The following is a 23534-nucleotide window of genomic DNA, read 5'->3' on the forward strand; positions in this document are numbered from 1 at the left end:
CGACGCAAGCCCCGGACCGACACGCGCCCCGGGGCTTGCGCATGTCCGAAGCGCCCCTACGTGCCCATGCGTGGACATCCGCCATCAACAAGAAACGTCAAGGGATCCGCGCCATGTATTACCTGCTGATCGCCGTCGCCGCGACCGTCGTGCTGCCGACGACCGGCGAAAAACTGGAAACCGTCACCAGCGACGGGCTCCCCCATGCAGTCCTGACCGACTATGACGAACGCCGCATCGCCTACAAGGCGCGGGAATGGAGCGACGATCTGGGCGAGGAGACCCGCCTGCACGTCGGCGTATTCGACAATCTGGAGTCCTGCAAGTCCTACCGCGCCGATCTGCGCCTCGCATTGCGCGATGCGAAACTGGCGGATCGGATCCGCTCCAACTGTTTCGAGAGCCGCCCCGAGGTCGAGACCCGCACCGCCGGCGACGACGAGGAAGCGAACGGCGAAGGCGCAGACTGACCGCCCCGCTTCAGGTTCCCCCGTCCTTCAGAAAGGCTTCGCGCTTGCGCCGGAGCCATTCCGGAGCCGGCGGCGGCTTCGGCGCGTGATCGCGGGTCCGGCTGGTCCAGTGCGCCGCCGGATCCCGCCAGGGCAGCACGAAGCGGACAGGGTCGCGCCCGAAGACCTGAATGTCGATCGTCTCGCCGATCTCGGCCACGCCCCAGGCCCCGGTCGGTTTGCCGGCGGTGGTGAAGCTCTCTGTCAGCGAATGGACGGTGACATAGGGAATGCCGTCGATCACGTGCAGCGCGTTCCAGTGCGTGTGGCCCGCCAGACACAGCACGACCTTGCCGCTGCGCTCGATCACCTGGCGCACCGCCGCGCCCTCGCCCGCCTGTTCGTAGAAGGCGAAGTGCCGGTGCCGCTCGAAATAGAGGTTCCCTTCCATGGAGCCATTGTCGAGCGGCACATGGGAGCAGATCACGGTCGGCAGCTCCGTCGCCGCCAGATCGGCCTCGAGCCAGGCCAGATCGCCCTCCCCCAGCCGGAAGCCCTCGCCGGGCCGCACATGTGTATCGGCGTTCCAGATGACGATGTGAAAGCCGTTCCGGTCGAAGCTGCGGCTGGCGAAACTGGCTTGGAAGGCGTTCTCGGATTCGGCGCGGGTGATCTCGTGATTGTCGTGATTGCCGAGCAGGTGCGCCGCCTGCAGGCCCGCCGCGCCGAACGCGCCGGCGACGTCGGCGGTCAGCTTCAGATCCTCGTCATGGTCGACGTCGTTGATCCGGTCGCCCAGTTCGATCACCGCGTCGGCGTTGAGGGCCTTCAGTTCCGGCAGCACATCTCGCATCAGCGGCAGCGCGGCGCTGCCTATCTTGGTTCCCAGGTCGGGCCCGTGGTGGATGTCGGCGATCAGGCCGAGCCGCAGCGATGATCCTTGCATCTGGCGTCCGCCCTCACCTCTGTTCCGGATGAGCGATGCTAGCGGCCCCTGCGGCCCCTGACCATTGGCCGATGCGCATTTTCACGTCCGCGGCTGATCCGACGTCGTCTCCCGCACGTACAAGACAGTTATCCAAATAAAAAATCAAGTTACTTCGCAATTTTTACTTCTTTATATTTGTCCTTCAAGAATTGATTCAGTGTTTTTTCATAACTCCCGGCTGATCATTGTGAGGTTCGCCGTCCTCCGGTTCCGGAGTCGGCTTGTCGCATCGCTGGGGAACCACACCATGCTTCGTTTCGTCGACGACCTTTCGATCACCACCAAGGTCGCCCTCCTCTCGCTCCTGCCATTGCTGACGGCGCTCGTCTTCGCCGGCCTGGAACTGCGCACCCTGCGCCTGGCTGCGGCGGACGCCCATGTGCTGGCCGCCGCGGTGGACGCAACGCCACCGGTCCTGGTCCTGGTGCACGAACTTCAGTCGGAACGCGGCCGCTCCGCCGGTTACGCGGTTTCCGAGGGCAAGGCCTTCGGCGCGGGTCTGGCGGCCTCCCGGGCGCGCGCCGACAGCGCGGCAACGGCCCTGCGTCGCCATATGGAGGAGGACCCGCGTATCCTGGCGGTCGACGGCTTCGCGACGCCCTTTCGCAAGGGTCTGGCCGCGTTGGAGGAACTGCCGCGGGTCCGCGCGGGAATCGACAGCGGACGACTGGATGACGCCGCGATCGGCGCAGCCTATACCGGCGCGATCACACACCTCATGACCGCCGTGGAAAGCGTCCACAAACTGGCCAACAACGGCCGGGCGGCTGAAGGCCTGTTCGCCTTCGGGGCGCTCATTGAAGGCAAGGAGGCCGCAGGACAGGAGCGCGCCGGTGGCGCTGCCGCGATCGCAAACGGCACGCTCGACAAGGCTGCGTTCCGCAAGCTGGCCCGGCTGGAAGGCAAGCAGATCGCCGACTGGGAAGAGTTCGTCCGCTACGCCGACCCTGTAAATGGCGAGCGGCTGCGCGCGGCGCTGAATGGCGAGCGGGTAACGGAGTTCCAGGCCCTGCGGGAGCGTCTGCATGCGACGCCGATGAACGGGACGATCACGGGCCTCGACGCCGAAACCTGGTTCGAATCGGCCAGCCGCCGCATCGACGCCCTGGAGGATGTCGCCGCCGCCGCAGCCGCGGATCTGATGGCGGCGGCCCACCGCGACGAGGACCGGGCCGAGCAGGCGTTCCGCCTCATTGCCGGCCTTGCCGCGGGTCTTCTGTTGCTGGTGATCGCCAGTTCCCTTCTGGTTGTCCGCTCGCTGCGCGGCGCGACCCGGCGCCTGGAAGGCACCATGTCCCGGCTCGCCGGCGGCGACACCTCGGTGGAGGTGCCTGACAGCCAGCGCCGCGACGAGATCGGCCGCATGGCCCGCGCCGTCCAGGTGTTCAGGGAGAACGCCATCGAGCGCATGCGGCTCGAGGCGGCGCAGGAGGAAGCCGAAAGACGGGCCGAAGCCGAACGCAGGCAGGCCATGCTCGAACTCGCCGACCAGTTCGAACAGGCGGTGGGCGCCATCGTCCAGACCGTCTCCAGCGCGGCGACGGAACTGCAGGCCGCTGCCGAGACGATGACCGGGACGGTCGACGAGACCAACAGCCGTTCGGCCGCCGTGGCCAGCGCCTCGGAACAGGCTTCGGTGAATGTCCAGACCGTGGCCTCCGCGGCCGAGCAGATGTCGGCCTCGATCCGTGAGATCGGGCGGCAGGTCAGCGAGTCCTCGGACCGGGCGGGCAGCGCGGAGAAGGAGGCCGACGAGACGGTGGTGACCGTCCAGCAGCTTTCGGAGACGGCCGAACGCATTGGCCAAGTCGTGGCCCTGATCCGCGAGATCGCCGAGCAGACCAACCTTCTGGCGCTGAACGCGACCATCGAAGCGGCGCGCGCGGGCGATGCCGGCAAGGGCTTCGCCGTCGTTGCCTCGGAGGTCAAGTCGCTGGCCAACCAGACGGCGAAGGCGACGACCGACATCGCCGGCCAGATCCAGGCCATCCAGGCCGCGACCGGATCCTCGGTCTCGGCCATCCGGAAGGTGACCGGCGCGGTGAAGGAACTGAACGGCATTGCGTCCACCATCGCCTCGGCCGTCGAGGAGCAGACCGCCGTGACCCGGGACATCGCCCGGAACGTGCAGCAGGCCGCGGCCGGGACTCAGGATGTTTCCGCCAACATCACCAACGTCACCGAAGCGGCGAGCCAGTCCAGCTCGGCGGCGGCTCAGGTGCTGTCGTCGGCCGGCGAACTGGCGCGGCAGGCGGCGAACCTCAACGACGAGATGAACAGCTTCCTCGCCCGCGTCCGCGCCGCCTGACCGGGCGGCCGCACAGCCGACGCGGAGGGGCTGCCGGCCGGCGGCCCCTTCCCTTTTGACACGCAGCCCCGCCATGCGTCGGGTGCGGGGGCGATTTACGCTTTCTTCACCCGCCAAGCCCGATTTCTGTGCCGTCGCCGCAGCCGCCTGCCAGCCCGGTTCCGGAAGCCTTCCCCCTGACATGGTTTCACGAGTCCGGCGGCGAACACGGTCTCTGAAGACCTGAGTGCAATCGACGGCCGGATCGGCCCGGGAACGGGCGTCCTGCCGTACAGAAAACGAGTTCGCGTATGAAACGATTCATTGATCACCTTTCCATCACCATCAAGGTCGCCCTTCTCGCCCTGCCGCCCGTGCTGGCGGCTCTCGGGATGGTCGCCTCGGAACTGCTGCAGGAGCAGGAGCGCGCCGACAACGCACAGGCGATGAAGCGCATCGTCGAGATCGCCCCGCTGGTCTCGGACCTGGTCCACGAACTGCAGACGGAACGCGGCTTCTCCGCGGCCTATCTCGGTTCCGGCGGTCAGGCCTTCGCCCAGACTCTCGATCCGGCGCGTCAGAAGACCGATCAGGCCCTGGCCTCGTTGCGGGCCGCAATCGAAACCGATGACGCGGTACTCGGCAACGCGGCCTTCGCCGCGCCCTTCGAACAGGCCATGGCTGCACTGACCGGAATCGAGGACACGCGCCTCGGGGTCGGACGGATGACGCTGTCGAGCGACGGCATGGCGGACTACTACTCCAAAGCGACCGACCACCTGCTGACAGCGGTCGAGAGCCTTACGGAAATGCCTCGGGAAGCGGACCTGACCCGTCAACTCACGGCCTATGTCGCGCTGATGCACGGCAAGGAAGCTGCAGGCGTGGAACGCGGCAAGGGCGTCGCCGCCTTCACCGCTGGCGGCTTCTGGGGCCCGCTTTTCAACGACTTTGTAGCCGCCGGCGCACGCCAGCGCGTGCACTGGAACACCTTTGCCCTGCTTTCCGACTCCGACAGTGTGAAATCGCTGCATTCGGTCGAGAATGGCCCGCTCGGCGCCGAGATCGGGCACATGCGCGACGTCGGGCGCGGCTACGTCGCCGGCGAGGACATCACCTCGGTCACCGGCAAGGCCTGGTTCGAAGCCGCCTCGGCGCGGATCGATGCGCTCAAGGCCGTGGAAGACGAGAAGGCCGGCTATCTGCTCGCCCAGGTCGACCAGGCCGCCGATGCGGCCAACAACGCCTTCACCACACTGGCGGTCGCCGCGGCGGCGCTGCTCGCGCTCGGTGTCGGCATCATGTTCCTGGTGTCGGGCTCGATCCGCGCCGGCGTGCGTGCGCTGACGGCGACCATGGGCGTTCTGGCGGATGGCCGGACCGACGTCGAAGTCGACGGCCAGAACCGCCGCGACGAGATCGGCCGCATGGCCCGCGCGGTTCAGGTGTTCAAGGAAAACGCCATCGAACGCATGCGCCTGGAAGCCGAACAGGAGAAGGCCGAACAGCGCGCCGAAGCGAAGCGCAAGCAGGCCATGCTCGAACTCGCCGACCAGTTCGAACAGGCCGTGGGCGCCATCGTCCAGACCGTCTCCAGCGCGGCGACGGAACTGCAGGCCGCGGCCGAAACCATGACAGGCACGGTCGACGAGACCAACAGCCGCTCCACCGCGGTGGCCAGCGCCTCCGAACAGGCGTCGATGAACGTCCAGACCGTGGCGTCGGCCGCCGAGGAGATGTCGTCATCGATCCGGGAGATCGGCCGCCAGGTCTCCCAGTCATCAAGCCGCGCCAATGCGGCCCAGCAGGACGCCGACGAGACGGTCCTCACCGTCCAGCAGCTCTCCGAGACCGCGGAGCGGATCGGCCAGGTGGTGGCCCTGATCCAGGAGATCGCCGAGCAGACCAACCTGCTGGCGCTCAACGCCACCATCGAAGCGGCGCGCGCCGGCGACGCCGGCAAGGGCTTCGCTGTGGTGGCGGCCGAGGTCAAGTCGCTGGCCAACCAGACGGCGAAGGCGACGACCGACATCGCCGGTCAGATCCAGGCCATCCAGGCCGCGACCGGAACGTCGGTCTCGGCGATCCAGAAGGTCACCAGCGCGGTCAAGGAGCTGAACGGCATCGCCTCGACCATCGCCTCGGCTGTGGAGGAGCAGACCGCCGTGACCCAGGACATCGCCCGCAACGTCCAGCAGGCAGCAGCCGGCACCCAGGACGTCTCGGTCAACATCTCGGGGGTCACCGAGGCCGCCACCCAGTCCAGCTCGGCGGCGGCGCAGGTACTGTCCTCGGCGGGCGAGCTGGCCCGTCAGTCGGCCAACCTGAACGAGGAGATGCACGGCTTCCTCGCCCGCGTCCGCGCCGCCTGAACCGCGAAGGCAGCGCCTGAATACATCGTCGGGGCCGCCGGATGGAGATCCGGCGGCCCTTGTCGTTTGCGGTCAGGGACAAACCGGATTCCGGGGCCGTCCCGGGGCACCTCCCGACGATTTACCCAAAATTTACAGCCCCCGGCAAGGATACCTAATCAACCGGAGGGCCGTTCGCATCGATCGCCCCCGGAAGCACGCCCGGTCGGCCTGCAATGGTCGAAGCCGGGCAACGAAGGAGGCGTCGCGCGTCCGGGCATCCCGGCCGGAGGCCGGCGGATAACAAGAAGCGGCGGCCTGCCGGCCGGCGCCATTGCGAGGGGACTGGACAAACATGAAACGCCTGATCGATCACCTGCCCATCGTCGCGAAGCTGGCGCTGCTGGCGCTGCTGCCGCTCATCGGCGCACTGGCGCTGGTCACGATGGAACTGCTTCAGCAACGCCACACGGCAGACCAGGCGAACAGGATCGCGAACATCGTCGAGGTCGCGCCACTGATCTCGGAGGTCGTGCACGAACTGCAGAAGGAGCGCGGCTACTCCGCCGGGTTCATCAGTTCCTACGGCGAGAAGTTCGCCGGTGAAGTCACCACGGTACGGGCCAGCACCGACAAGCAACTGAAGGCGCTCGAGACCGGACTGCCGGAGGACGATCCGGCCCTGCAGAACGAGAATTTCGCGCGGAACTACGCCCTCGCCCGGGAAGCGCTTGCCGAGCTGAAGAACACCCGCCGCGCCGTCGACGAGCAGATGCTCGGCACCGGCGAGATGGCGGCCTACTACACCGGCACCATCGACAAGCTGGTCTCTGCGCTCCAGAGCGTCACCCAGATTCCCGAGGAAGGCCATCTGACCCGCAACCTTACCGCCTTCTCCGCGTTGCTGCGCGGCAAGGAGGCCGCCGGCCAGGAGCGCGCCATGGGCGCTGCCGGCTTCAGCGGCGGCGCCTTCTCCCAGCAGGGCTACACCAGCTTCGTCAGCCTGCAGGGCAAGCAGGAGGTCGAATGGGAGACCTTCCGCATGACGGCCGAGCCGGCGATGACCGAGGCGCTGGACGCGATGCTGGCCGGCGACACCAGCATGACGGTCGAGCAGATGCGGGAACTGGCGCGGGGCTGGCCCTTCGGCGCCTCGCTCGCCGATGTGAGCGACGCCGACTGGTTCCAGGCTTCCACCAGGCGGATCGACGACCTGAAGGCGATCGAGGATCGGCTCGCCGCCAACCTCATGGAACAGGTCAACAGCGCCGAGAGCGCGGCCTCCGGCTACTTCTGGCTGCTCGCCGCGGTCGCGGCCGGCCTGCTGGCGCTCTGCGTGGGTTCCGCGGCGCTGGTCGCCGTCTCCCTGATCACCGGCATCCGCAGCCTGACAGACACCATGACGCGCCTCGCCGACGGCGACACGTCGGTTCACGTCTCCGGCCAGAAACGCCGCGACGAGATCGGCCGCATGGCCCGAGCGGTTCAGGTGTTCAAGGAGAACGCCCTGGAAAAGGCGCGGCTGGAAGCGGCCCAGGAAGAGACCGAGAAGCGCGCCGAGGCCGAACGCAAGCAGGCCATGCAGGAACTGGCCGACCAGTTCGAGGCCGCCGTCGGTCAGATCGTCCAGACCGTCTCCGCCGCGGCGACCGAACTGCAGGTCGCCGCCGAGACCATGACCGGCACCATCGAGGAGACCAACACCCGCTCCACCGCTGTGGCCAGCGCCTCGGAACAGGCGACGATGAATGTCCAGACCGTAGCCTCGGCCGCGGAGGAGATGTCGTCGTCCATCCGGGAGATCGGCCGTCAGGCCGCCGAATCGTCGACCCGGGCCAAGACGGCGGAAACCGAAGCCGACGAGACAGTGCTCACGGTCCAGCAGCTCTCCCAGACGGCCGAGAAGATCGGCGACGTCATCTCGCTGATCCAGGAGATCGCCGAGCAGACCAACCTGCTGGCGCTCAACGCCACGATCGAGGCCGCCCGCGCCGGCGACGCCGGCAAGGGCTTCGCCGTGGTGGCCTCCGAGGTGAAATCGCTGGCCAATCAGACGGCGAAGGCGACGACCGACATCGCCGAGCAGATCCAGGCCATCCAGGCCGCCACCGGTACCTCGGTCTCGGCGATCCAGAAGGTCACCGGCGCGGTCAAGGAGCTGAACGGCATCGCCTCGACCATCGCTTCGGCGGTGGAGGAGCAGACCGCCGTGACCCAGGACATCGCCAAGAACGTGCAGCAGGCCGCCACCGGCACGCAGGACGTCTCGTCGAACATCTCCGGGGTCAGCGAAGCGGCCACCCAGTCCAGCTCGGCCGCCGCCCAGGTACTGTCCTCGGCGGGCGAACTGGCCCGTCAGGCCGCCAATCTCAACACCGAGATGAACAGCTTCCTGGAGCGTGTCCGCGCCGCCTGAACGGACGCCTTCATCGACGGAATGAATCGGGGCCGTCGGCAGCATGCCGGCGGCCCCTGCTTCGCCCTATCGTTCCACGAATTCCTTCACCGTCGTGCAGAAATCGTCCAGGCGGTCGTGCTGCACCCAGTGGCCGGCGCCCTCGAAGGTGACGATCTCCGCCGTCTTGAAGTGCTTCGCGCGGCCGTCCTCTTCCGGGTTCGAGGCCCAGCTTTCGGAGCCGTAGACCAGCAGCGTCGGACACGCGATCCGCGACCAGAGCTCCTGCACGCCCCGGCCCGGCATGTCGTAGGGCGGCCAGACGCGGACATAGTTGTCGAATTTCCACGAATAGGTGCCGTCCTCGTTCTGGATGACGCCCTGCTCGGTCAGGTGCCGCGCCTGCTCGGGCGAGAGGTGCTTGTTCTCCTCCTGCATGCGGCTGAAGGCCTCCTCGATGGAGGCGTAGCGGCGAGGCATGCGGCCGGCCAGCTTGCGCGTGCCCTCGATCCATTCGCGCATGCGTCCGGCGAAGGACGTCTCGCCCCGCTCCTTGAGGATCTTCGGCGACGGGCCCAGCCCCTCGATCGCCACCAGGCGGCGGACGTTCTCCGGATAGATGCCGGCATAGCGCAGCGCGATGTTGCCGCCCAGCGAGTGCGCCACGATGGTCACCGGCGCCAGATCCTGCTGATGGATCAGCTGCGCCAGGTCGTAGACGTAGTTTTCCATGCCGTAGCTGCCATCCGCCGACCACTGGCTGTCGCCATGGCCGCGCAGGTCGGGCGCGATGACGTGCCAGTCGTCGCGGAAGCGCTCGGCCACCCAGTCCCAGTTGCGGCAATGGTCGCGCCCGCCATGGACGAGCAGCAGCGGCGGCGCCTCCGGATTGCCCCAGTCGACATAGTGGAGCCGGAGACGCTGGGAGAAATAGGTCCGTGAAATCGGGCCGGATGCGATGGCGGGCATGAAACGATCCTGCGGCGGTGAATCCGATGCTGGGCGGGACATTAGCGCCAATTCCGCCGCCTTGCATGGCCCCATGTTCGACAATTCCGCGCCGAGGGGTCAGGATTCGGCGCGACGGCCATCAGGGAGGACGAGGGCATGGCGAAGATCGGCTATCTGCTGCCGACGCGGGAACGGGTCATGGAAGGGCGGCACGAGACGGCTCCGCTGCTGGCGCTGGCGGAGCGCGCCGAGGGTCTCGGTTTCGATTCGCTCTGGGCCGGGGACAGCCTGCTGGCGCGGCCCCGCCATGAACCGCTGACCCTGCTTGCCGCCGTTGCGGCACGGACGGCGAAGGCCGAGCTGGGCACCGCCGTGCTGCTGCCGGCGCTGCGCAACCCGGTGATCCTGGCGCACATGGCGGCCACCGTGGACCGCATCAGCGAGGGCCGGCTGATCCTGGGCGTCGGCATCGCCACGGACGTGCCCAATGTCCGCGCCGAGTTCGCCGCCGCCGGCGTGCCGTTCGAGAAACGCGTCGGCCGCATGATGGAAGGGCTCCGGCTCTGCCGCGCGCTCTGGTCGGGCGAGGACACGAAATGGGAGGGCCGCTGGGACGTCGCCGGCGGCGCGCTCGGGCCGACGCCCCACCGCGAGGGCGGCCCGCCGATCTGGGGCGCGGCCTCGGCGCCGGCCGGACTGAAGCGCACGGCCCGCGGTTTCGATGGCTGGTTCCCCATCGGTCCGACGCCCGATGTGCTGGCCGAGCGCTGGGCGGACGTCCGCGGACTGGCCCGGGAAGCCGGGCGGAACCCGGACGACATCACCTTCGCCGTCTACCTGACGCTGGCCATCGACGAGGACCCGGCCGCCGCCGACCGGCGGATCGACGCCTATCTGGAGAACTACTATGGCCAGCCGGGTCCGGTAATGCGCCGGCTCCAGGCCTGCTTCGGCGGCGACGCAGCCGGCGCGGCGGACTGGCTGCGATCCTATGCCGACGCCGGCGCGAGCCACATCGTGCTGCGGCTGGTCGGCGACCACGAATGCCAGATGGATCAGGTCGCCGCCATCCGCCAGCGGCTGGGCTGGTAGTCCCTCCCCTCAGGCGTCGAGCTGGGCGCGGAGCTTGAATTTCTGGATCTTGCCCGACGGCGTCATCGGCAGGCCGTCAGTGAAGATCACCCGCCGCGGGATCTTGTAGCTGGCGATCCGGCCCTTGCAGTGCTCGATCACCGACGTCTCGGTCAGGTTGGCCCCCCGTTCGGGGACGATGAAGGCGACCGGCACCTCCGCCAGCCGCGGATCGGGCTGGCCGACGACCGCCGCCTGCTCGACGCCCGAAAGCTCCATCAGATAGGCCTCGACCTCGGCCGGGGAGACGTTTTCCCCGCCGACCTTCAGCATGTCCTTGTAGCGGCCCATGAAGCGCATGTAGCCGTCGCCGCGCATCAGCGCCATGTCGCCGGTGCAGAACCGCCCGTCGGCGTCGTAGGACTCCGCCGTCGCCTCGGGCTTGTTGTAGTAGCCCATCATGACCGAGTAGCCGCGCACCCGGATCTCGCCGGGGGCGTCGATGGCGCTCGGCTCGCCCGTCTCCGGGTCGACGATGTCGACCTGAATGTCCGGCATGGGCACGCCGGAAGCGTCGGTGCGCATCGCCATCGGGTCCATCAGCCGCGAGGACGTGATGTAGGCCCAGGTTTCGCTCATGCCGTAGCCGCTGACCACGTGGCAAAGCTCCTTCTCGGTGCGCCGCGCGACGGGAATCGAGTTCTCGACACCGCTCGGGAACGTGGCGAGCCGCAGGCTGGAAGTGTCGGCGCCCGTCCGCTTCTTCGCCGCCAGCAGGTCGGCGTAATGAGTGTCGAAGCCGTGCAGCACCGTGACTCGCTCGCTCTCCACCAGGCCGATGGCCTCGTCGGGATCGAAGGCCGTGGTCATCACCATGGCCGCGCCGGTCATGATCGCGACGAGGGCCGCCTCGCTCAGCCCGTAGAGGTGAAACAGCGGCAGGTAGCAGAGGTGGATGTCGCGCTCGGCGTAGCTCCAGAGCAGTGCGCGCTCCTGAATCATGCGCAGGCAGATGTGGTTGTGCAGCACGCCCTTCGGATTGCCGGTGGTGCCGGAGGTGTAGGCGATGACCCAGGGCGCGTCCGGGTCGACGGCCGCCGCACGGGCGGAAAGCTGTTCGTCGCTCACCGCCTCCCCGGCCGCGATCAGATCGTCCCAGCCGAGTCCGTGCTCCAGCGGCGCGCCCAGCATCACCGTCTGGCGCAGCTTCGGGTATTCGGGATGGCTGATCCGGTCGCCGTCGCGGCTGTAGCCGGCGAGGCAGGCCGCCATCATCTCGCGATAGTCGACCGGCCCCGAACGCTCCACCGCGATCATCATCACGCTGTCGGACTGTCCCACCGCATAGCCCAGATCGGCCGTGCGGTAGCGGGTGTTGAGCGGCACCAGCACGGCGCCGACCTTCGTCACCGCGTAGGTCAGGAACATGAACTCCGGACAGTTGGTCATCCAGACCGCGACCTTCTCGCCGGCCTGGACGCCGAGACCCATCAGTCCCTTCGCGACCCGGTCGACCTCCCGGTCGAATTCCCCGTAGGTGAAGCGCCGGCCTTCGTGAACCAGCGCGAGACGCCCGCCCCAGAGCGCCGCGGCGCGTTTCGGCAGATCGCCGATGCGCCGCTTCGCGAACCATTCGCCCATGTCGTCAATTCCTCCCCAGAAATCGTCGGCCCCATCCTAGCGAAGGCGGCGCGGCGCACAAGAAATGCGCCCCCGGACGGGGAGGGTCCGGGGGCGCAGCTTCGCCGTGGTGACTGGGAGGGGGTCAGCCGGCGATTTCCAGGGTGGCCTCGACCGGGACAGGACGGGTCACATTGAAGTAGTTGGGCGAGGTCGCCAGCACGTTCTCGTGGATCTCCCGGAACTGCTCCGGGGTGCCGTCGCCCTTGATCCGGACCGTGTAGCGCAAGACCTCGTAGCCGGCCGGCACCTGGGGATCGAGACCGAGGAAGCCGCGCAGGTCGAGTTCGCCGGTCGTCTCGATCTCGACGCTGTCGAGACGGATGCCCCGCATCGAGGCGCCGGCGATGTAGCCGACCATGATGCAGGCGTTCAAGGCGGTCATCAGATACTCCTGCGGGTTCGGCGCGCTGTCGCCGCCCAGCAGTTCCGTCGGCTCGTCGACGCGAACGGTGAAGTTCCGCGGCACATGCTTGCCGGCCAGCTCGAAGCCCTCGATACGGGTCTCGCTCGCCGTGGCGCCGCACCAGTCGGTGGTGACGCGGAAGCCCACCTTGCCCTCCGCGGGGTCGGCGGCGACGGCCTCGGCGACCCCGGCCAGGGCCGCGATGTCGATGCCGTTGATCAGGTCCATGCTCTGTGTGGTGTCAGCCATTGTCTTTTCCTTCATGTCAATGGGTTGTTGGGTGTTGCTTGCCGTGTGGTTCAGCAGAAGGTCGGGGCCATTTCCTCGATCTGCTCGCGCGCCGCCGGGCTCAGATGGCCGACCGTGGCGAGGAAGTTCGGGTGGCTCATGCCGGAGCCGAGATAGGTCCAGCGGTTGGCCTGATGCTGCTGCTCGGCGATCTCCTCGCGCTCGGGCCATTCCAGCTTGCGGCCGCTGGCGCGTTCGAAGGCGTCCAGGTCGAAGACCGTCTGCTGACGCAGCCCTTCGTCCAGGAAGGCGCCGATGGCGGCGTAGCCCTGCACGCCCGCCTCGATACCCGCCTCGTCGAGGCCGGCGGCGATGGTTTCGACCATCAGCGTGTCGAGCTTCGCGTGCTGGGCCTCTTCCATCCAGTGATGGCGCAGCAGGCTGCGGAACAGCGGATCGAGATCCAGGTCGTCGCGCACGCTCTCGACGTAGTGGCGCTGGGTCATCCACTCGATATGCAGGATGGTCAGCGCCACCGCGAGCGGCGGGTGACCGAAGACGAACTCGGCGACTGCCGAGGGCGGGCCGATGAGGTCGCAGCGCGTCCCGAAGCCGGCCTCGAAGGCCGCGGCGAAGCGCTTGAACAGGTGGATGTGCTTCGCCTCCTCGGTGGCGAACTGCAGCATCGCGCGGGTCTGGTGGTCGTCGACGTCGAGCTGCGGACGAGCGTGGTCCATCACGAAGGGCAGGATGAACTCCTCGACCAGGCCGAAGATGCCGAGATACGCATTGCCCCGGACCTGGTTGAGGATGCGCCGCTCGTCGTCGCTCAGCATGGTCAGCGGTTCGACCCGCGCCAGCGCCTCCGGCATGAAACGGCGCGAAAAGTCGAGGCGCTTGCCGTCATTGATGATGTCCTCGACCTGCCAGTTCACGCGCGCCGAGGCGGCCAGCGTGTCGGCGTAGGTGTAGTTGTGGTAGTACATGATCGTTTCTCCTTCCCGGTGGCTACGGGGCGTCGCGCCTCCGTCGCTGGAAAGGAGATTGCGGGCGGCCCGTTGGCTTTCGCGTGGCAGCGCCCGTGGGTTTGTCGCGTTCAGTCGTGGAAATACGGACGGGTCAGCATGTGAACCGCCGTGGTCAGAGCGTCAGGCCTGCTTCGGAAAGGCCGCCCAGCAGCCTGTCGCGGTGCTCGTCCGTGCGGAAGGGATAGGTCGTGGTGAAATATTCGGGGCCCGGCATGCCGCCCCGGCCGACGATCTGCTGGAAGGCTTCGGCCGCCTCCGCCGTGCGCCCCTGGAGGCCGAGCGCCGCCGCCAGCCGCTCCCAGGCGCGGGTGTTGCCCCAGTAGCGGCTGATCGCCCGCCGGGCATAGGTGACGGACTGGTCGAGGTCGCCGACCAGCAAATGCGAAAGCGACATGTCGGCCAGCAGCAGCGTGGCCGAGCTGGGCCCCGGATTGAGCTTCAACGACGAGGCCAGATGCGGCAGCGCCTCGGCCGGACGGCCATCGAAATTGCGCACGCAGCCCAGGAACTGATGCGCCAGCGGCGCGGTTGGGTTGAGCGCGAGCGCCCGCTCCTCGGCCGCGCTCGCCCCGTCGTAATCGCGCAACCGCCACATCGTCGAAATGCCGAGCAGGGCGTGACCCAGCCAGTTCTTGTCGTCCAGCTCCACCGCCTGCCGGGCCGCATCCATGACCCGACCGGCGGCGCTGACCGGATCGTCAGTCCAGTTGATCAGGGAGCGGTTGTAGAGCGCATAGGCCCGGAGCGCGTGCGTGTAGCTGCTGTGCGGCTCGATCTCCAGACTGCGGTCCAGCGTCTCGAGCGCGCGCTGCAGGTCGCGCGGTCCGCCACGGTCGATGCTGGCCAGCGCCCGGAGGTTCAGATCCCAGACGTCGAGCGACTCCGGCTTGCGGCGCTCCGCGCGCTTGCGTTCCGCCCGGGCGACCTCGGGCTCGATCTCGACCACGATCTGCGTGGCGATATCGTCCTGCAGTTCGAAGATGTCGCTGATCTCCCGGTCGTAGCGCTGGCCCCAGATCGAAAGGCCCGACTCGGCGTCGATGAGCTGCGCCACGACCCGGACGCGTGCGCCGGCGCGGCGGACGCTGCCCTGGACCACATAGCGCGCGCCGAGTTGCCGCCCGACATCCTCGACCGGCAGGTTCCGCCCGCGATAGGCGAAGGTCGAGGTGCGGGCAATGACGGGGAACCACCGCCACTGCGACAGGGCGGTGATGATCTCCTCGGTGATGCCATCGGCGAAATACGCCTTGTCGGGATCGCCGGACATGTCGTCGAAGGGCAGCACGGCGACGGCGGGCCGGCGCAGGATGGACGCAGCCTCCTCGGCCGCGGGGGGCTCGGCGACGCCGACAACCTCAGCCGGCCCGGCACGCGATGCCGCTTCCGGCGCATCGGAGGCGGCAGGCGACGCAGCAATGATCCGGCGGGCGTTCCGGTCGTTCCAGGCGTTCCGCAGAGCGGCAGCGTCGATACCCTCCTGCTCCAGTTCCCGCAGGATCTGCCGGTACTGCGCCTCCGCGCGCGCCGTCTCGCCCATCCGCCATAGCGCCGAGATCAACGCTCCCTGCGCCTCCTGGTCATAGGGATCGAAATCGACCAGCGCCCGCGCGTGCGGCAGCCCGCAGGCCGGGTCGTCGGCGAAACGCCGCAGCAGTTCGCGGTCGAGCTTCGCGCGGATGCCCGCGGCGCTTTCCCGCGCCGAAACCAGCCAGAACTGGAACTCGTGCGAATCCGGCAGGTCGAGCCCCGCGAACAGCTCGCCTTCGAAGGCTTCCACCGCCGCCAGCAACGTCTCCGTCTTCACGTCGCCCAGTCCGGCATCGACCAGGTCACGCAGCCGGATGACATCGACATCCGCATCGGAAAGGTCGAGCGCGACCGTGTCGCGGTCGGCCAGAACCCGCCGGCGGTCGGGCTCGTCGAGAGCGACACGAAGCTTGCTGAGACTCCAGCGCAGCGCGCCTCTGGGGTCATCGGGAACGGACCAGAAGAGCGAAACCAGCCGGTCGCGGCTGTAACGCCGGTCGGTCAGCGCCAGATAGCCGAGCAACGCCCGGGTCTTGCGCGAACGCGGCAGTGGCAATACCTCTCCGTCGCGCCTGAGTTCCAGACGCCCGAGACACTGCAGTTCCAATCCCCTGCTCATGGCCGCTGAAGATACAGCGGCAGCGTCCGCTTCAGAAGCGTCAAGAACCCCGGCCACTTGAATGCTAGCCGTCTTCATCGTCGGGATTCACGATCAGCGGCTCTCGGCGTTGGACCGCCCGCATCACATGCTCGATGTCGGCGGAGCCGCCGAGATGGCGGTCGAGAACGCTGCGCAGCACGCTCATGGCACCATCGAACGCCTCCGGCGGCAGCCGGCGTTCGGCGACCCGGCGGCGGTCCTCGGCACTGTCAAACGCCGCGGGGCCATCGAGAACCCAGGTGAGGAAGCGCCGGTGACGATCCGCCAGTTCCTCCATGTCGGTGTTCTCGAAGCGTGAGCTGAAATACGGAACCCCACTTAGTCCCTCGTGATACTCGGCGACGATGCGTTTGACGGTCGCAGCGCCGCCGACGCGCTTGTACATGCTTGGCATTCGATACTGATCTTTCCTTTCAGTGACTTGCCCTCTCGGAGGACGCTCTACCGGACGCCGGTGGGGAACATCGTGTGAAGCACCGTGGAAACGGCGCGGCCGGACGGGAGCGGTGAACAGCCGCTCTCCGCCCGACCTGCATCCCTCACGCGCGTGCCGGATCGTCCGCCTCCGGCCGGGGCGCGGCGCCTACCAGTCCCGCCGGAAGACCAGGCCCGCGTCCAGATGCATCCGGTCCAGCCCCAGATCCCGCAGCTGGTGGGCCGGCAGCGACAGCAGTTCATGGCGCTCGCTGCGCCGGGCAGCGGCCCGTTTCAGGCGCTCGCGCAACCGCTCGAGGGCGCTGCAGGCCGCACCGGCGATTTCGGACAGCAGGAAGGCGCCGCGGGCGCTCGCGCCCAGCCGTTCGGTCATCAGTTCGTAAGTCATCTTCAGCTCCTTTCTCCCGCCGGCGGCCTCGATCGGCCCGCTGGACGGAGCGGAAGATGACTTCGCTACATGGTTAAGCGCGTGTTGACGTTCATGGAAACCGCCGCGAAACACGTGGAAAAGCGCGGCTTCCGGCGTGGGAAGCGTGACCGCCGCCACAGTGCCGCGCCGCAGTTAGAAGATCCAGCGATCCCAGGACCCGAAGCTGTCGCGGATATGGCCGCGGCGAATGCTGAATGCCGTGAGCGCGAGCGCACTGCCGATGCATGACGCCCAGCCGGCCATGCCAGCGCCGATCATGAACGGCGTCGCCAGCAGGCAGGCCGCCAGGACCAGGTTGAGGAACCGCACCGCGCGCAGCGGCGCGGCCAGCGCAGTGACGGTCACTGTGATGGCGACGGAGCCGACCAGGTGACTGACATTGGCCATGGTTCCCTCGAATCCCAGCACCAGCGGCGTGAACATCAGCCAGACGCCGGCCAGCAGGCAGAGCGCCAGATTCCACGGCAGCGAAACGCCGCCGATCACCATCTCGCGGACGATGCCCCACGGGCTCCGCTCGAAGTCGTCGGTGACCTCCTCCCACGCGCCCTCATCAGTGTCGCCGGTGAAGAAGATGCGCAGCACGGGCCGCCCCGCCCGGTGACGCCGTGCCAGGAACTGCCCGGTTGCGACCAGTTCGTCCACCGAATAGGGGATCTGGATCAGCATGGCGGCGGCCGCGATCAGGCAGAGCGTGCAGTAGGTGCCGATCATGATCGGCTGGATCACGATGAAGAAGATCGAGATCGCGCCCAGCGGCACGATCATGATGCCGAAGATGGTCACCAGCCACGGCATGGTCCGCCAGCGCCGGGCCGAACCGATCAGCCCGACGATGATTTCCAGCGCATAGGTGAGCGCGCCCAGGCCGGCGTCCGGCACGGGCCAGGCTTCGGAGACGCTTGACGTGATGATCTCCTCGGTCCCGTTCTTCCCCGCCTCGTTGCCCGGAAAGAACGGCTCCCAGACGCCCGGAATGGCCTCGAGCTGGTAGGCCGCAAGATAGCGGGAGATCAGCAGTCCGACCACGGCCAGCACGATGATCGGCACGCGCTGGTACCAGCTCGACGGGGAGAACGGCCAGCCCTTCGGAATGGTCGGTCCGGTCTGCGAAGCGACGGCGGTGACGCCGGGCGGCGGGCGCACGGCGACCGCGAAGCAGATCACCAGCATGCCGACCAGGGTGCCGTTCAGATAGGCCACGCCGGAGGGCGCCCAGAAGACCAGTGGCGCGGCCATCACCCAGATACCGACGGCGGCCGTGACCCAGCGCGCCCAGGCGTGGCGCCAGGACAGCGAAATGAATGCGAAGACCAGAAGGGCGACACCCGAGGCGACATCGCTCCATACCATCCACGGGTCCTGGTAATCCAGCAGCGGCGGCGACGTCATGAGCCAGAAGGCCAGCCCCATGTTCGTCCAGTGGCCCCAGAGATTGTTGCGGTGCTCGCGGCGGAACTGCGCCTCGTGGCGGGCGCGGACGTCCTCGGCGTTGTCGACCTTCTGCTCGGCAGCCTGCATCCAGTACGGCTGGACGATGCCGTTGCGGTCGTACCATGCGGCCGGGTCGGTCTTCAGGCTATCGACCAGCCCGGGCAGTTCCTCGCGCAGACGCCGGCGGGGCTCCCAGCCCAGCAGATCCCGGGCCTTGCGCGTGTTGAGCATGAAATGGTCGCTGGCCATGTCGACCATGAAGGGCCGGATGAAAGGCGGTTCGCCATGGTCGAAGTCGTCGGGAATGACCGGCTCGCCCTTGACCTCGGCCCAGGCGCCGGCCTTCGCCACCGGTGCGGGTACGGTCACTGTCGTCCAGTCACCCTCTCCATGGATCAGGCGGCCGATCTCGTCCTGCAACTCGGCATAGCTCATCACCGCCTCTTCGCCGGCGAGGATCGGACACCATTCGGGCAGATCCTTGCGGCGTTCCACGGTTCGGCGGAACAGTTCGACGACATCATCCTGATGGATTACCGCCTGCCCCGCGCGCTGATCGCCGGCGTAGAGATGGCTCTTCGGGTCGCGCTCGTAGATGCGCGCAATCTGCTGCGACAATGTCGGGATGGCGCTTTCGCCGTCGTACATCCCGGCCAGACGCAGCATTGCGACGGGTATGTCGCCGTGTTCTTCGGCAATCACCCTCTCGGACTCGGCCTTGGATTTCGGATAGGCCCATTTCGGCCCGATCGGCGAGTCCTCGTCGATCATGGCCCCCAGCTCGCAGGGCTCGTGCACCAGCATGGTGCTGGAATAGACGAACTGCTCGACCTCGAAGTCCTGCAGCCGCCGCAGCACCCGGCGCGTACCCTCGACATTGACCGCGTCGTAGAGCGGATGATCCTCGCCGGTGAAGTCGAAATAGGCCGCCAGATGAACGACGGAAGCGATGCGCCCGCCATGGCGGGCGCGAAACTTCTCGAATGCCTCCGCGACCGAGGCGTCATCGGTCAGGTCGAACTCGATCAGCTCGCAGTCGGCTTCGAGCCCCGGCATGTCCATGCCGACGATGTGGAAACGGTCGGACAACGCTTCGGCGAGCGCCGTTCCGATACCGCCCGCAGCGCCGGTGATGAGGACGATGGGCCTGCCGTCGTTCTTCTTGTTGTTCCTGGCCATAGGCTCTTTCTTGTTTCCCCTGCTGCCCGGGCGGCTGGAGACACGTCCTCCCTAGATGCGGTCGTCCCCGCCGATCTGGATGCGCGGAACCGACGCAGCCGCCGGCGCGGCCCGGTGAATGGCGGTATCTTGCGCATGATCGGCCGAGTCCCGATTTCATTGAAGGAACGTCTACAGGCGGGGGAACCAGCAATGTCCAGCGGCACGCGTCAGGAATCCGACTCCTTCGGCATCATCGAAGTGCCCTCCGAGCGCTACTGGGGCGCGCAGACGCAGCGCAGTCTGGGTAATTTCCGCATCGGCGCCGACCGCTTTCCGCCCTCGTTCATCCGCGCCCTGGGCCTGGTGAAATGGGCCGCCGCCATGGCCAACATGGATTTCAATCTTCTCGACAGGAAGATCGGCGAAGCCATTGTATCTGCAGCGAAAGAGGTCGCCGAGAACCGGCTGGACGATCACTTTCCGCTGGTCGTCTGGCAGACCGGTTCGGGCACCCAGACGAACATGAACGCCAACGAAGTGATCGCCAACCGCGCGATCGAAATCCTGGGCGGCAAGATGGGCGCCAAGGATCCCGTCCACCCCAACGATCACGTCAACCGCTCCCAGTCCTCCAACGACACCTTCCCGACGGCAATGCACGTCGCCGTGGTGGAACAGCTTCGCAATGCCCTCGTTCCGTCGCTGCGGCACCTGCAGGAAGCGCTCTCGGCGAAGGCCGAGAGCTTCGAGGACATCGTCAAGATCGGCCGCACCCATCTGCAGGATGCGACGCCGCTCACCCTCGGCCAGGAATTCTCCGGCTATGCCCGGCAGGTGGAACTGGGGATGGACCGCATCCGCGCCGCCATGCCCCGTCTCCACCCGCTGGCCCAGGGCGGCACCGCCGTCGGTACCGGCCTGAACAGCCCCGCAGGGTTCTCGGAGACGTTCGTGGAGCGGATCGCGGAAATCACCCACCTGCCCTTCGAATCGGCCACCAACAAGTTCGAGGCGCTGGCGGCGCATGACGCCATGGTGGAGATCTCCGGCGTGCTCAACACCATCGCCGCCAGCCTGTTCAAGATCGCCCAGGACATCCGCTTCCTGGGCTCCGGCCCGCGATCCGGTCTGGGCGAACTGAAGCTGCCGCAGAACGAGCCCGGTTCCTCGATCATGCCCGGCAAGGTGAACCCGACCCAGGCGGAGGCGCTGACCATGGTCTGCGTCCAGATCATGGGCAACCACACCGCAGTCACCGTGGCCGGCAGCCAGGGCAATTTCGAACTCAACGTCTTCAAGCCGGTGATCGCCCACAACGTGCTGCACTCCATCCGCCTTCTGGCGGACGCGGCGCAGAGCTTCACGGACAACTGCATCGCCGGCATCGAGCCCGACCGGGAGCGCATCGCCGAGCTGATGGAGCGTTCGCTGATGCTGGTGACGGCGCTCGCCCCGCATATCGGCTACGACGCGGCCGCGAAGATCGCCAAGTCGGCACACGACAAGGGCGTCACCCTGCGGGAGGCGGCGCTGGAGAGCGGCGCGGTCAGCGCCGAGGATTACGACCGCTGGATCGATCCGAAGGCGATGACGGAACCCGATCCGGGGGATTGAGACGAACGACGCTTGCCGCAGCGTCAGGTGCGGCTTAGCGTCTTCCCATGCGCATTGCCAAGGTCGACACGCTCCGGCTGGGTGAATTCCCAAATCTGTTCTGGGTCCGGCTGACGGCCGATGACGGAACGGAGGGCGTGGGCGAGGCCTTCTTCGGCTCGCGCGCCGCCGTCGCCTACATCCACGAGTCCGCCGCGGACATTCTGATCGGGCGGGATCCCCGGCAGATCAACGCGCTGAACCGAGATCTCACGCCCTATGTCGGCTATTCCGGCTCGGGGGCAGAAATGCGCGGGCGCTCCGCCATCGACATGGCGCTGCACGACCTCATCGGCCGGGCGACGGGACTGCCGGTCCATGATCTGCTGGGCGGCCTCGCGCGCCCCTCGATCCGCGTCTACAACACCTGCGCCGGCTATCGCTATGTCCGCGAGGCGCCGCGCCAGGTGACGGCCAACTGGGGCCTCGGCGCCGGCGCCGAAGGGCCCTACGAGGATCTCGACGCATTTCTCAACGAGGCCGGCGACCTGGCCGAGAGCCTGCTGGAAATGGGCGTCACGGGGATGAAGATCTGGCCCTTCGACTTCGCCGCGGAACGCAGCCGCGGCTTCGACATCTCCCCGGCGGAGCTGGAGACAGCGCTGGAGCCGTTCCGCAAGATCCGCCGGGCAGTCGGCCATCGAATGGATATCATGGCCGAGCTTCATGGCCACTGGTCGCCGCCGGCGGCTGCGCGCATCGCCGAGGCGCTGACGGACGCCCGCCCCTTCTGGATCGAGGACGCAATCCGGCCTGACAACTGGGAAGGTTTCCAGCGCCTCAGGCAAGCGACCAATGCCCAGATCACCGCTTCCGAGACCGTCGGCGGCCTGCGCGACTGGACGCGGCTGATCAACTCCGGCTTCGTCGATGTCGTCATGCCCGACCTGGGCTGGTGCGGCGGCCTCAGCGAGGCGCGCAAGATCGCCGCCGTGGCCGAGGCCCGCGGCCTGCCTGTCGCGCCGCACGACTGCACGGGGCCGCTGCAGTTCGCCGCCTCGGTCCATTTCGTGCTGGCGATGCCGAACGCGCTGATCCAGGAGTTCGTCCGCGCTTTCTATTTCGGCTGGTACAACGAGATCGCCGAAAACCTGCCAGAGGTGGCGGACGGACGCGTCACGGCCCCCGCCGGACCGGGCTTCGGCACGCGGCTGAAAACCGGCGTGTTCGACCGGGCGGACGCCGAGACGGTCAGCAGCACCGCCTGAAGCCTCAGAGCACGAAGACCACAGCCCCCATCAGCACGTCCACATTCTCGCCGTCGCTGGCCAGCGGCAGCAGCAGGCGGCGGTAGACCTTGCGCAGACGCGCGGGCTTGAGGACCACATCGTTGACGGTCAGGCAGGGTCGGCGATCCTGAATCACGAACTCGTAGTCCTTGCGCACCTCGTTCCAGTCGGGTCCGGCATAGGCGCGGGAGACAAGCTGCCCGGTCATGTCATAGCCCATGCCCGCCACGACGTCGGTGCCTACCAGACGATAGCGGTAGCCGCCCGGCGCCAGCACGTCGATCAGGAACATCACGGGCAACACCGGTACGAGATCGGCCGGATCGACCTGATCGCGGGACGGCAGACGCCCGTCCTGCCGCAGGCCGTGCCAGTACCGCCGCAGCCGCAGCAGGCGCGGATCCTTCAGATCCCGGTCACTGGGATCGCGGTAGACCTCGAGGCTCATCAACCTGTCCGCAGGCGTTGTGGAACCGGCGCACGATACACGCCAGACGTTGAAACAATCCTAACCTTCCGGCAGAGAACAGGGGAATCGCACAGGGTCGTGATTGCAATTTTATATCGATCCTATATATATCGGTCTGAATTAAATTACCATCAGGCGTTGAGCGTACATGGATATCCGCACCCTTTGCCTCGGCATCCTCACATTCGGGGACGCCACCGGCTATGAAATCAAGAAGACCTTCGAGGATGATCTGAGCCACTTCTACGAGGCCAGTTTCGGCTCGATCTATCCGGCCCTGACCAGGATGACCGAGGAAGGTCTGGTGACCTGCACCGAACAGGCGCAGGACGGCCGCCCCGACAAGAAGATCTACACCATCACGTCCGCCGGCCGCATGGTCTTCCTGGACGCGCTTTCCGAACCGCCGCGCAAGGATCGGATCCGCTCCGAGTTCCTGGCGATGCTGATGTTCTCCGACCTGATGTCGACCGCCCGGGTCTCCCGGCTGATCGACGACCGGCTGGGCGAACTGCAGTCGAAGATCGACGGTCTCGCCGAATGTCACGGCAACGCAACGTCGAACGTCGACAAGTTCATGCGGGGCTTCGGCGCCGCCATCTACCGGGCGGAACGCGACTATCTGAACGACAACCGCCACCTGCTCGAAGCCGAAGCGCTGCTCGCCCGCTCCGCGGGCGACTGAAGGCGTGACACCC

General features: G+C 67.4%; 18 protein-coding genes. 8 read left to right on the forward strand and 10 right to left on the reverse strand.

Annotation, left to right across the window (positions count from 1 at the left end; translation table 11 throughout):
* Positions 1-113: 113 nt before the first annotated feature.
* Positions 114-470, forward strand: coding sequence for a hypothetical protein (locus CWC60_RS14385; RefSeq protein ID WP_109794638.1), 357 nt, complete (start codon positions 114-116; stop codon positions 468-470).
* Between the two features lie 10 nt (positions 471-480).
* Here the strand turns inward: CWC60_RS14385 and CWC60_RS14390 are convergent, their stop codons facing one another.
* Entirely contained in the window at positions 481-1395 is a 915-nt protein-coding gene (locus CWC60_RS14390) for a metallophosphoesterase family protein (protein ID WP_109794639.1), read from the reverse strand.
* A gap of 289 nt (positions 1396-1684) precedes the next feature.
* Between CWC60_RS14390 and CWC60_RS14395 the strand changes: the two genes are divergently transcribed.
* The 3 genes from CWC60_RS14395 (at position 1685) to CWC60_RS14405 (ending at position 8491) form a co-directional block, all read left to right on the forward strand.
* Positions 1685-3745, forward strand: a complete 2061-nt coding sequence (locus tag CWC60_RS14395) for a methyl-accepting chemotaxis protein (RefSeq protein ID WP_109794640.1) — start codon at positions 1685-1687, stop codon at positions 3743-3745.
* A gap of 290 nt (positions 3746-4035) precedes the next feature.
* A complete protein-coding gene (locus tag CWC60_RS14400) occupies positions 4036-6096 on the forward strand; it encodes a methyl-accepting chemotaxis protein (RefSeq protein ID WP_109794641.1) in 2061 nt (686 codons plus the stop codon).
* A gap of 334 nt (positions 6097-6430) precedes the next feature.
* Entirely contained in the window at positions 6431-8491 is a 2061-nt protein-coding gene (locus CWC60_RS14405) for a methyl-accepting chemotaxis protein (RefSeq protein WP_109794642.1), read from the forward strand.
* Positions 8492-8557: 66 nt separating this feature from the next.
* On the opposite strand, the gene CWC60_RS14410 is transcribed toward CWC60_RS14405, so the two are convergent.
* Positions 8558-9439 (reverse strand): alpha/beta fold hydrolase, encoded by an 882-nt coding sequence (locus CWC60_RS14410; protein WP_109794643.1) that lies wholly within the window; start codon positions 9437-9439, stop codon positions 8558-8560.
* A gap of 138 nt (positions 9440-9577) precedes the next feature.
* Here CWC60_RS14410 and CWC60_RS14415 point away from each other — a divergent pair, with 138 nt between their 5' ends.
* Positions 9578-10513 (forward strand): LLM class flavin-dependent oxidoreductase, encoded by a 936-nt coding sequence (locus tag CWC60_RS14415; protein WP_109794644.1) that lies wholly within the window; start codon positions 9578-9580, stop codon positions 10511-10513.
* Positions 10514-10522: 9 nt separating this feature from the next.
* Here CWC60_RS14415 and CWC60_RS14420 read toward each other — a convergent pair whose 3' ends face one another.
* The 7 genes from CWC60_RS14420 to CWC60_RS14450 all read right to left on the reverse strand — a co-directional run bounded on the left by CWC60_RS14420 (position 10523) and on the right by CWC60_RS14450 (position 19503).
* On the reverse strand, positions 10523-12133 hold the full coding sequence (locus tag CWC60_RS14420) for an AMP-binding protein (RefSeq protein ID WP_109794645.1): 1611 nt from the start codon (positions 12131-12133) through the stop codon (positions 10523-10525).
* Between the two features lie 124 nt (positions 12134-12257).
* Positions 12258-12827 carry an OsmC family protein gene (locus CWC60_RS14425; protein WP_109794794.1) on the reverse strand — a complete coding sequence of 190 codons (570 nt, stop codon included), beginning with the start codon at positions 12825-12827 and terminating at the stop codon, positions 12258-12260.
* A gap of 50 nt (positions 12828-12877) precedes the next feature.
* Complete coding sequence (locus CWC60_RS14430; RefSeq protein WP_109794646.1) at positions 12878-13792, reverse strand: diiron oxygenase; 915 nt, start codon at positions 13790-13792, stop codon at positions 12878-12880.
* A gap of 154 nt (positions 13793-13946) precedes the next feature.
* Positions 13947-15983: a BTAD domain-containing putative transcriptional regulator gene (locus CWC60_RS14435; protein ID WP_164516555.1), complete on the reverse strand. Its 2037-nt coding sequence runs from the start codon at positions 15981-15983 to the stop codon at positions 13947-13949.
* A 64-nt stretch (positions 15984-16047) separates the two neighbouring features.
* The gene (locus tag CWC60_RS14440; protein ID WP_164516556.1) at positions 16048-16410 is read right to left on the reverse strand and encodes a globin domain-containing protein; all 363 of its coding nucleotides are present in this window, start codon (positions 16408-16410) and stop codon (positions 16048-16050) included.
* A gap of 198 nt (positions 16411-16608) precedes the next feature.
* Positions 16609-16848 carry a YjiS-like domain-containing protein gene (locus CWC60_RS14445; RefSeq protein WP_109794649.1) on the reverse strand — a complete coding sequence of 80 codons (240 nt, stop codon included), beginning with the start codon at positions 16846-16848 and terminating at the stop codon, positions 16609-16611.
* Positions 16849-17022: 174 nt separating this feature from the next.
* Entirely contained in the window at positions 17023-19503 is a 2481-nt protein-coding gene (locus CWC60_RS14450; protein ID WP_109794650.1) for a vitamin K epoxide reductase family protein, read from the reverse strand.
* 192 nt (positions 19504-19695) lie between these two features.
* Here CWC60_RS14450 and fumC point away from each other — a divergent pair, with 192 nt between their 5' ends.
* Both fumC and CWC60_RS14460 read left to right on the forward strand, forming a co-directional pair.
* Positions 19696-21099 (forward strand): class II fumarate hydratase, encoded by a 1404-nt coding sequence (fumC, locus tag CWC60_RS14455; protein WP_109794651.1) that lies wholly within the window; start codon positions 19696-19698, stop codon positions 21097-21099.
* A 47-nt stretch (positions 21100-21146) separates the two neighbouring features.
* Complete coding sequence (locus CWC60_RS14460; protein WP_109794652.1) at positions 21147-22346, forward strand: mandelate racemase/muconate lactonizing enzyme family protein; 1200 nt, start codon at positions 21147-21149, stop codon at positions 22344-22346.
* Positions 22347-22350: 4 nt separating this feature from the next.
* On the opposite strand, the gene CWC60_RS14465 is transcribed toward CWC60_RS14460, so the two are convergent.
* Entirely contained in the window at positions 22351-22815 is a 465-nt protein-coding gene (locus CWC60_RS14465; protein ID WP_109794653.1) for a PAS domain-containing protein, read from the reverse strand.
* A 169-nt stretch (positions 22816-22984) separates the two neighbouring features.
* Between CWC60_RS14465 and CWC60_RS14470 the strand changes: the two genes are divergently transcribed.
* Positions 22985-23521: a PadR family transcriptional regulator gene (locus tag CWC60_RS14470; protein ID WP_109794654.1), complete on the forward strand. Its 537-nt coding sequence runs from the start codon at positions 22985-22987 to the stop codon at positions 23519-23521.
* Positions 23522-23534 lie beyond the last annotated feature (13 nt).

The sequence above is a fragment of the Minwuia thermotolerans genome (genome assembly GCF_002924445.1).
Classification (GTDB): Bacteria; Pseudomonadota; Alphaproteobacteria; order Minwuiales; family Minwuiaceae; genus Minwuia; species Minwuia thermotolerans.

Excerpts from the sequence above, each read along its gene's own strand:
- CWC60_RS14385 (WP_109794638.1), top strand. The coding sequence starts at position 114 with ATGTATTACCTGCTGATCGCCGTCGCCGCGACCGTCGTGCTGCCGACG.
- CWC60_RS14390 (WP_109794639.1), bottom strand. The coding sequence starts at position 1,395 with ATGCAAGGATCATCGCTGCGGCTCGGCCTGATCGCCGACATCCACCAC.
- CWC60_RS14395 (WP_109794640.1), top strand. The coding sequence starts at position 1,685 with ATGCTTCGTTTCGTCGACGACCTTTCGATCACCACCAAGGTCGCCCTC.
- CWC60_RS14400 (WP_109794641.1), top strand. The coding sequence starts at position 4,036 with ATGAAACGATTCATTGATCACCTTTCCATCACCATCAAGGTCGCCCTT.
- CWC60_RS14405 (WP_109794642.1), top strand. The coding sequence starts at position 6,431 with ATGAAACGCCTGATCGATCACCTGCCCATCGTCGCGAAGCTGGCGCTG.
- CWC60_RS14410 (WP_109794643.1), bottom strand. The coding sequence starts at position 9,439 with ATGCCCGCCATCGCATCCGGCCCGATTTCACGGACCTATTTCTCCCAG.
- CWC60_RS14415 (WP_109794644.1), top strand. The coding sequence starts at position 9,578 with ATGGCGAAGATCGGCTATCTGCTGCCGACGCGGGAACGGGTCATGGAA.
- CWC60_RS14420 (WP_109794645.1), bottom strand. The coding sequence starts at position 12,133 with ATGGGCGAATGGTTCGCGAAGCGGCGCATCGGCGATCTGCCGAAACGC.
- CWC60_RS14425 (WP_109794794.1), bottom strand. The coding sequence starts at position 12,827 with ATGGCTGACACCACACAGAGCATGGACCTGATCAACGGCATCGACATC.
- CWC60_RS14430 (WP_109794646.1), bottom strand. The coding sequence starts at position 13,792 with ATGTACTACCACAACTACACCTACGCCGACACGCTGGCCGCCTCGGCG.
- CWC60_RS14435 (WP_164516555.1), bottom strand. The coding sequence starts at position 15,983 with ATGAGCAGGGGATTGGAACTGCAGTGTCTCGGGCGTCTGGAACTCAGG.
- CWC60_RS14440 (WP_164516556.1), bottom strand. The coding sequence starts at position 16,410 with ATGTACAAGCGCGTCGGCGGCGCTGCGACCGTCAAACGCATCGTCGCC.
- CWC60_RS14445 (WP_109794649.1), bottom strand. The coding sequence starts at position 16,848 with ATGACTTACGAACTGATGACCGAACGGCTGGGCGCGAGCGCCCGCGGC.
- CWC60_RS14450 (WP_109794650.1), bottom strand. The coding sequence starts at position 19,503 with ATGGCCAGGAACAACAAGAAGAACGACGGCAGGCCCATCGTCCTCATC.
- fumC (WP_109794651.1), top strand. The coding sequence starts at position 19,696 with ATGTCCAGCGGCACGCGTCAGGAATCCGACTCCTTCGGCATCATCGAA.
- CWC60_RS14460 (WP_109794652.1), top strand. The coding sequence starts at position 21,147 with ATGCGCATTGCCAAGGTCGACACGCTCCGGCTGGGTGAATTCCCAAAT.
- CWC60_RS14465 (WP_109794653.1), bottom strand. The coding sequence starts at position 22,815 with ATGAGCCTCGAGGTCTACCGCGATCCCAGTGACCGGGATCTGAAGGAT.
- CWC60_RS14470 (WP_109794654.1), top strand. The coding sequence starts at position 22,985 with ATGGATATCCGCACCCTTTGCCTCGGCATCCTCACATTCGGGGACGCC.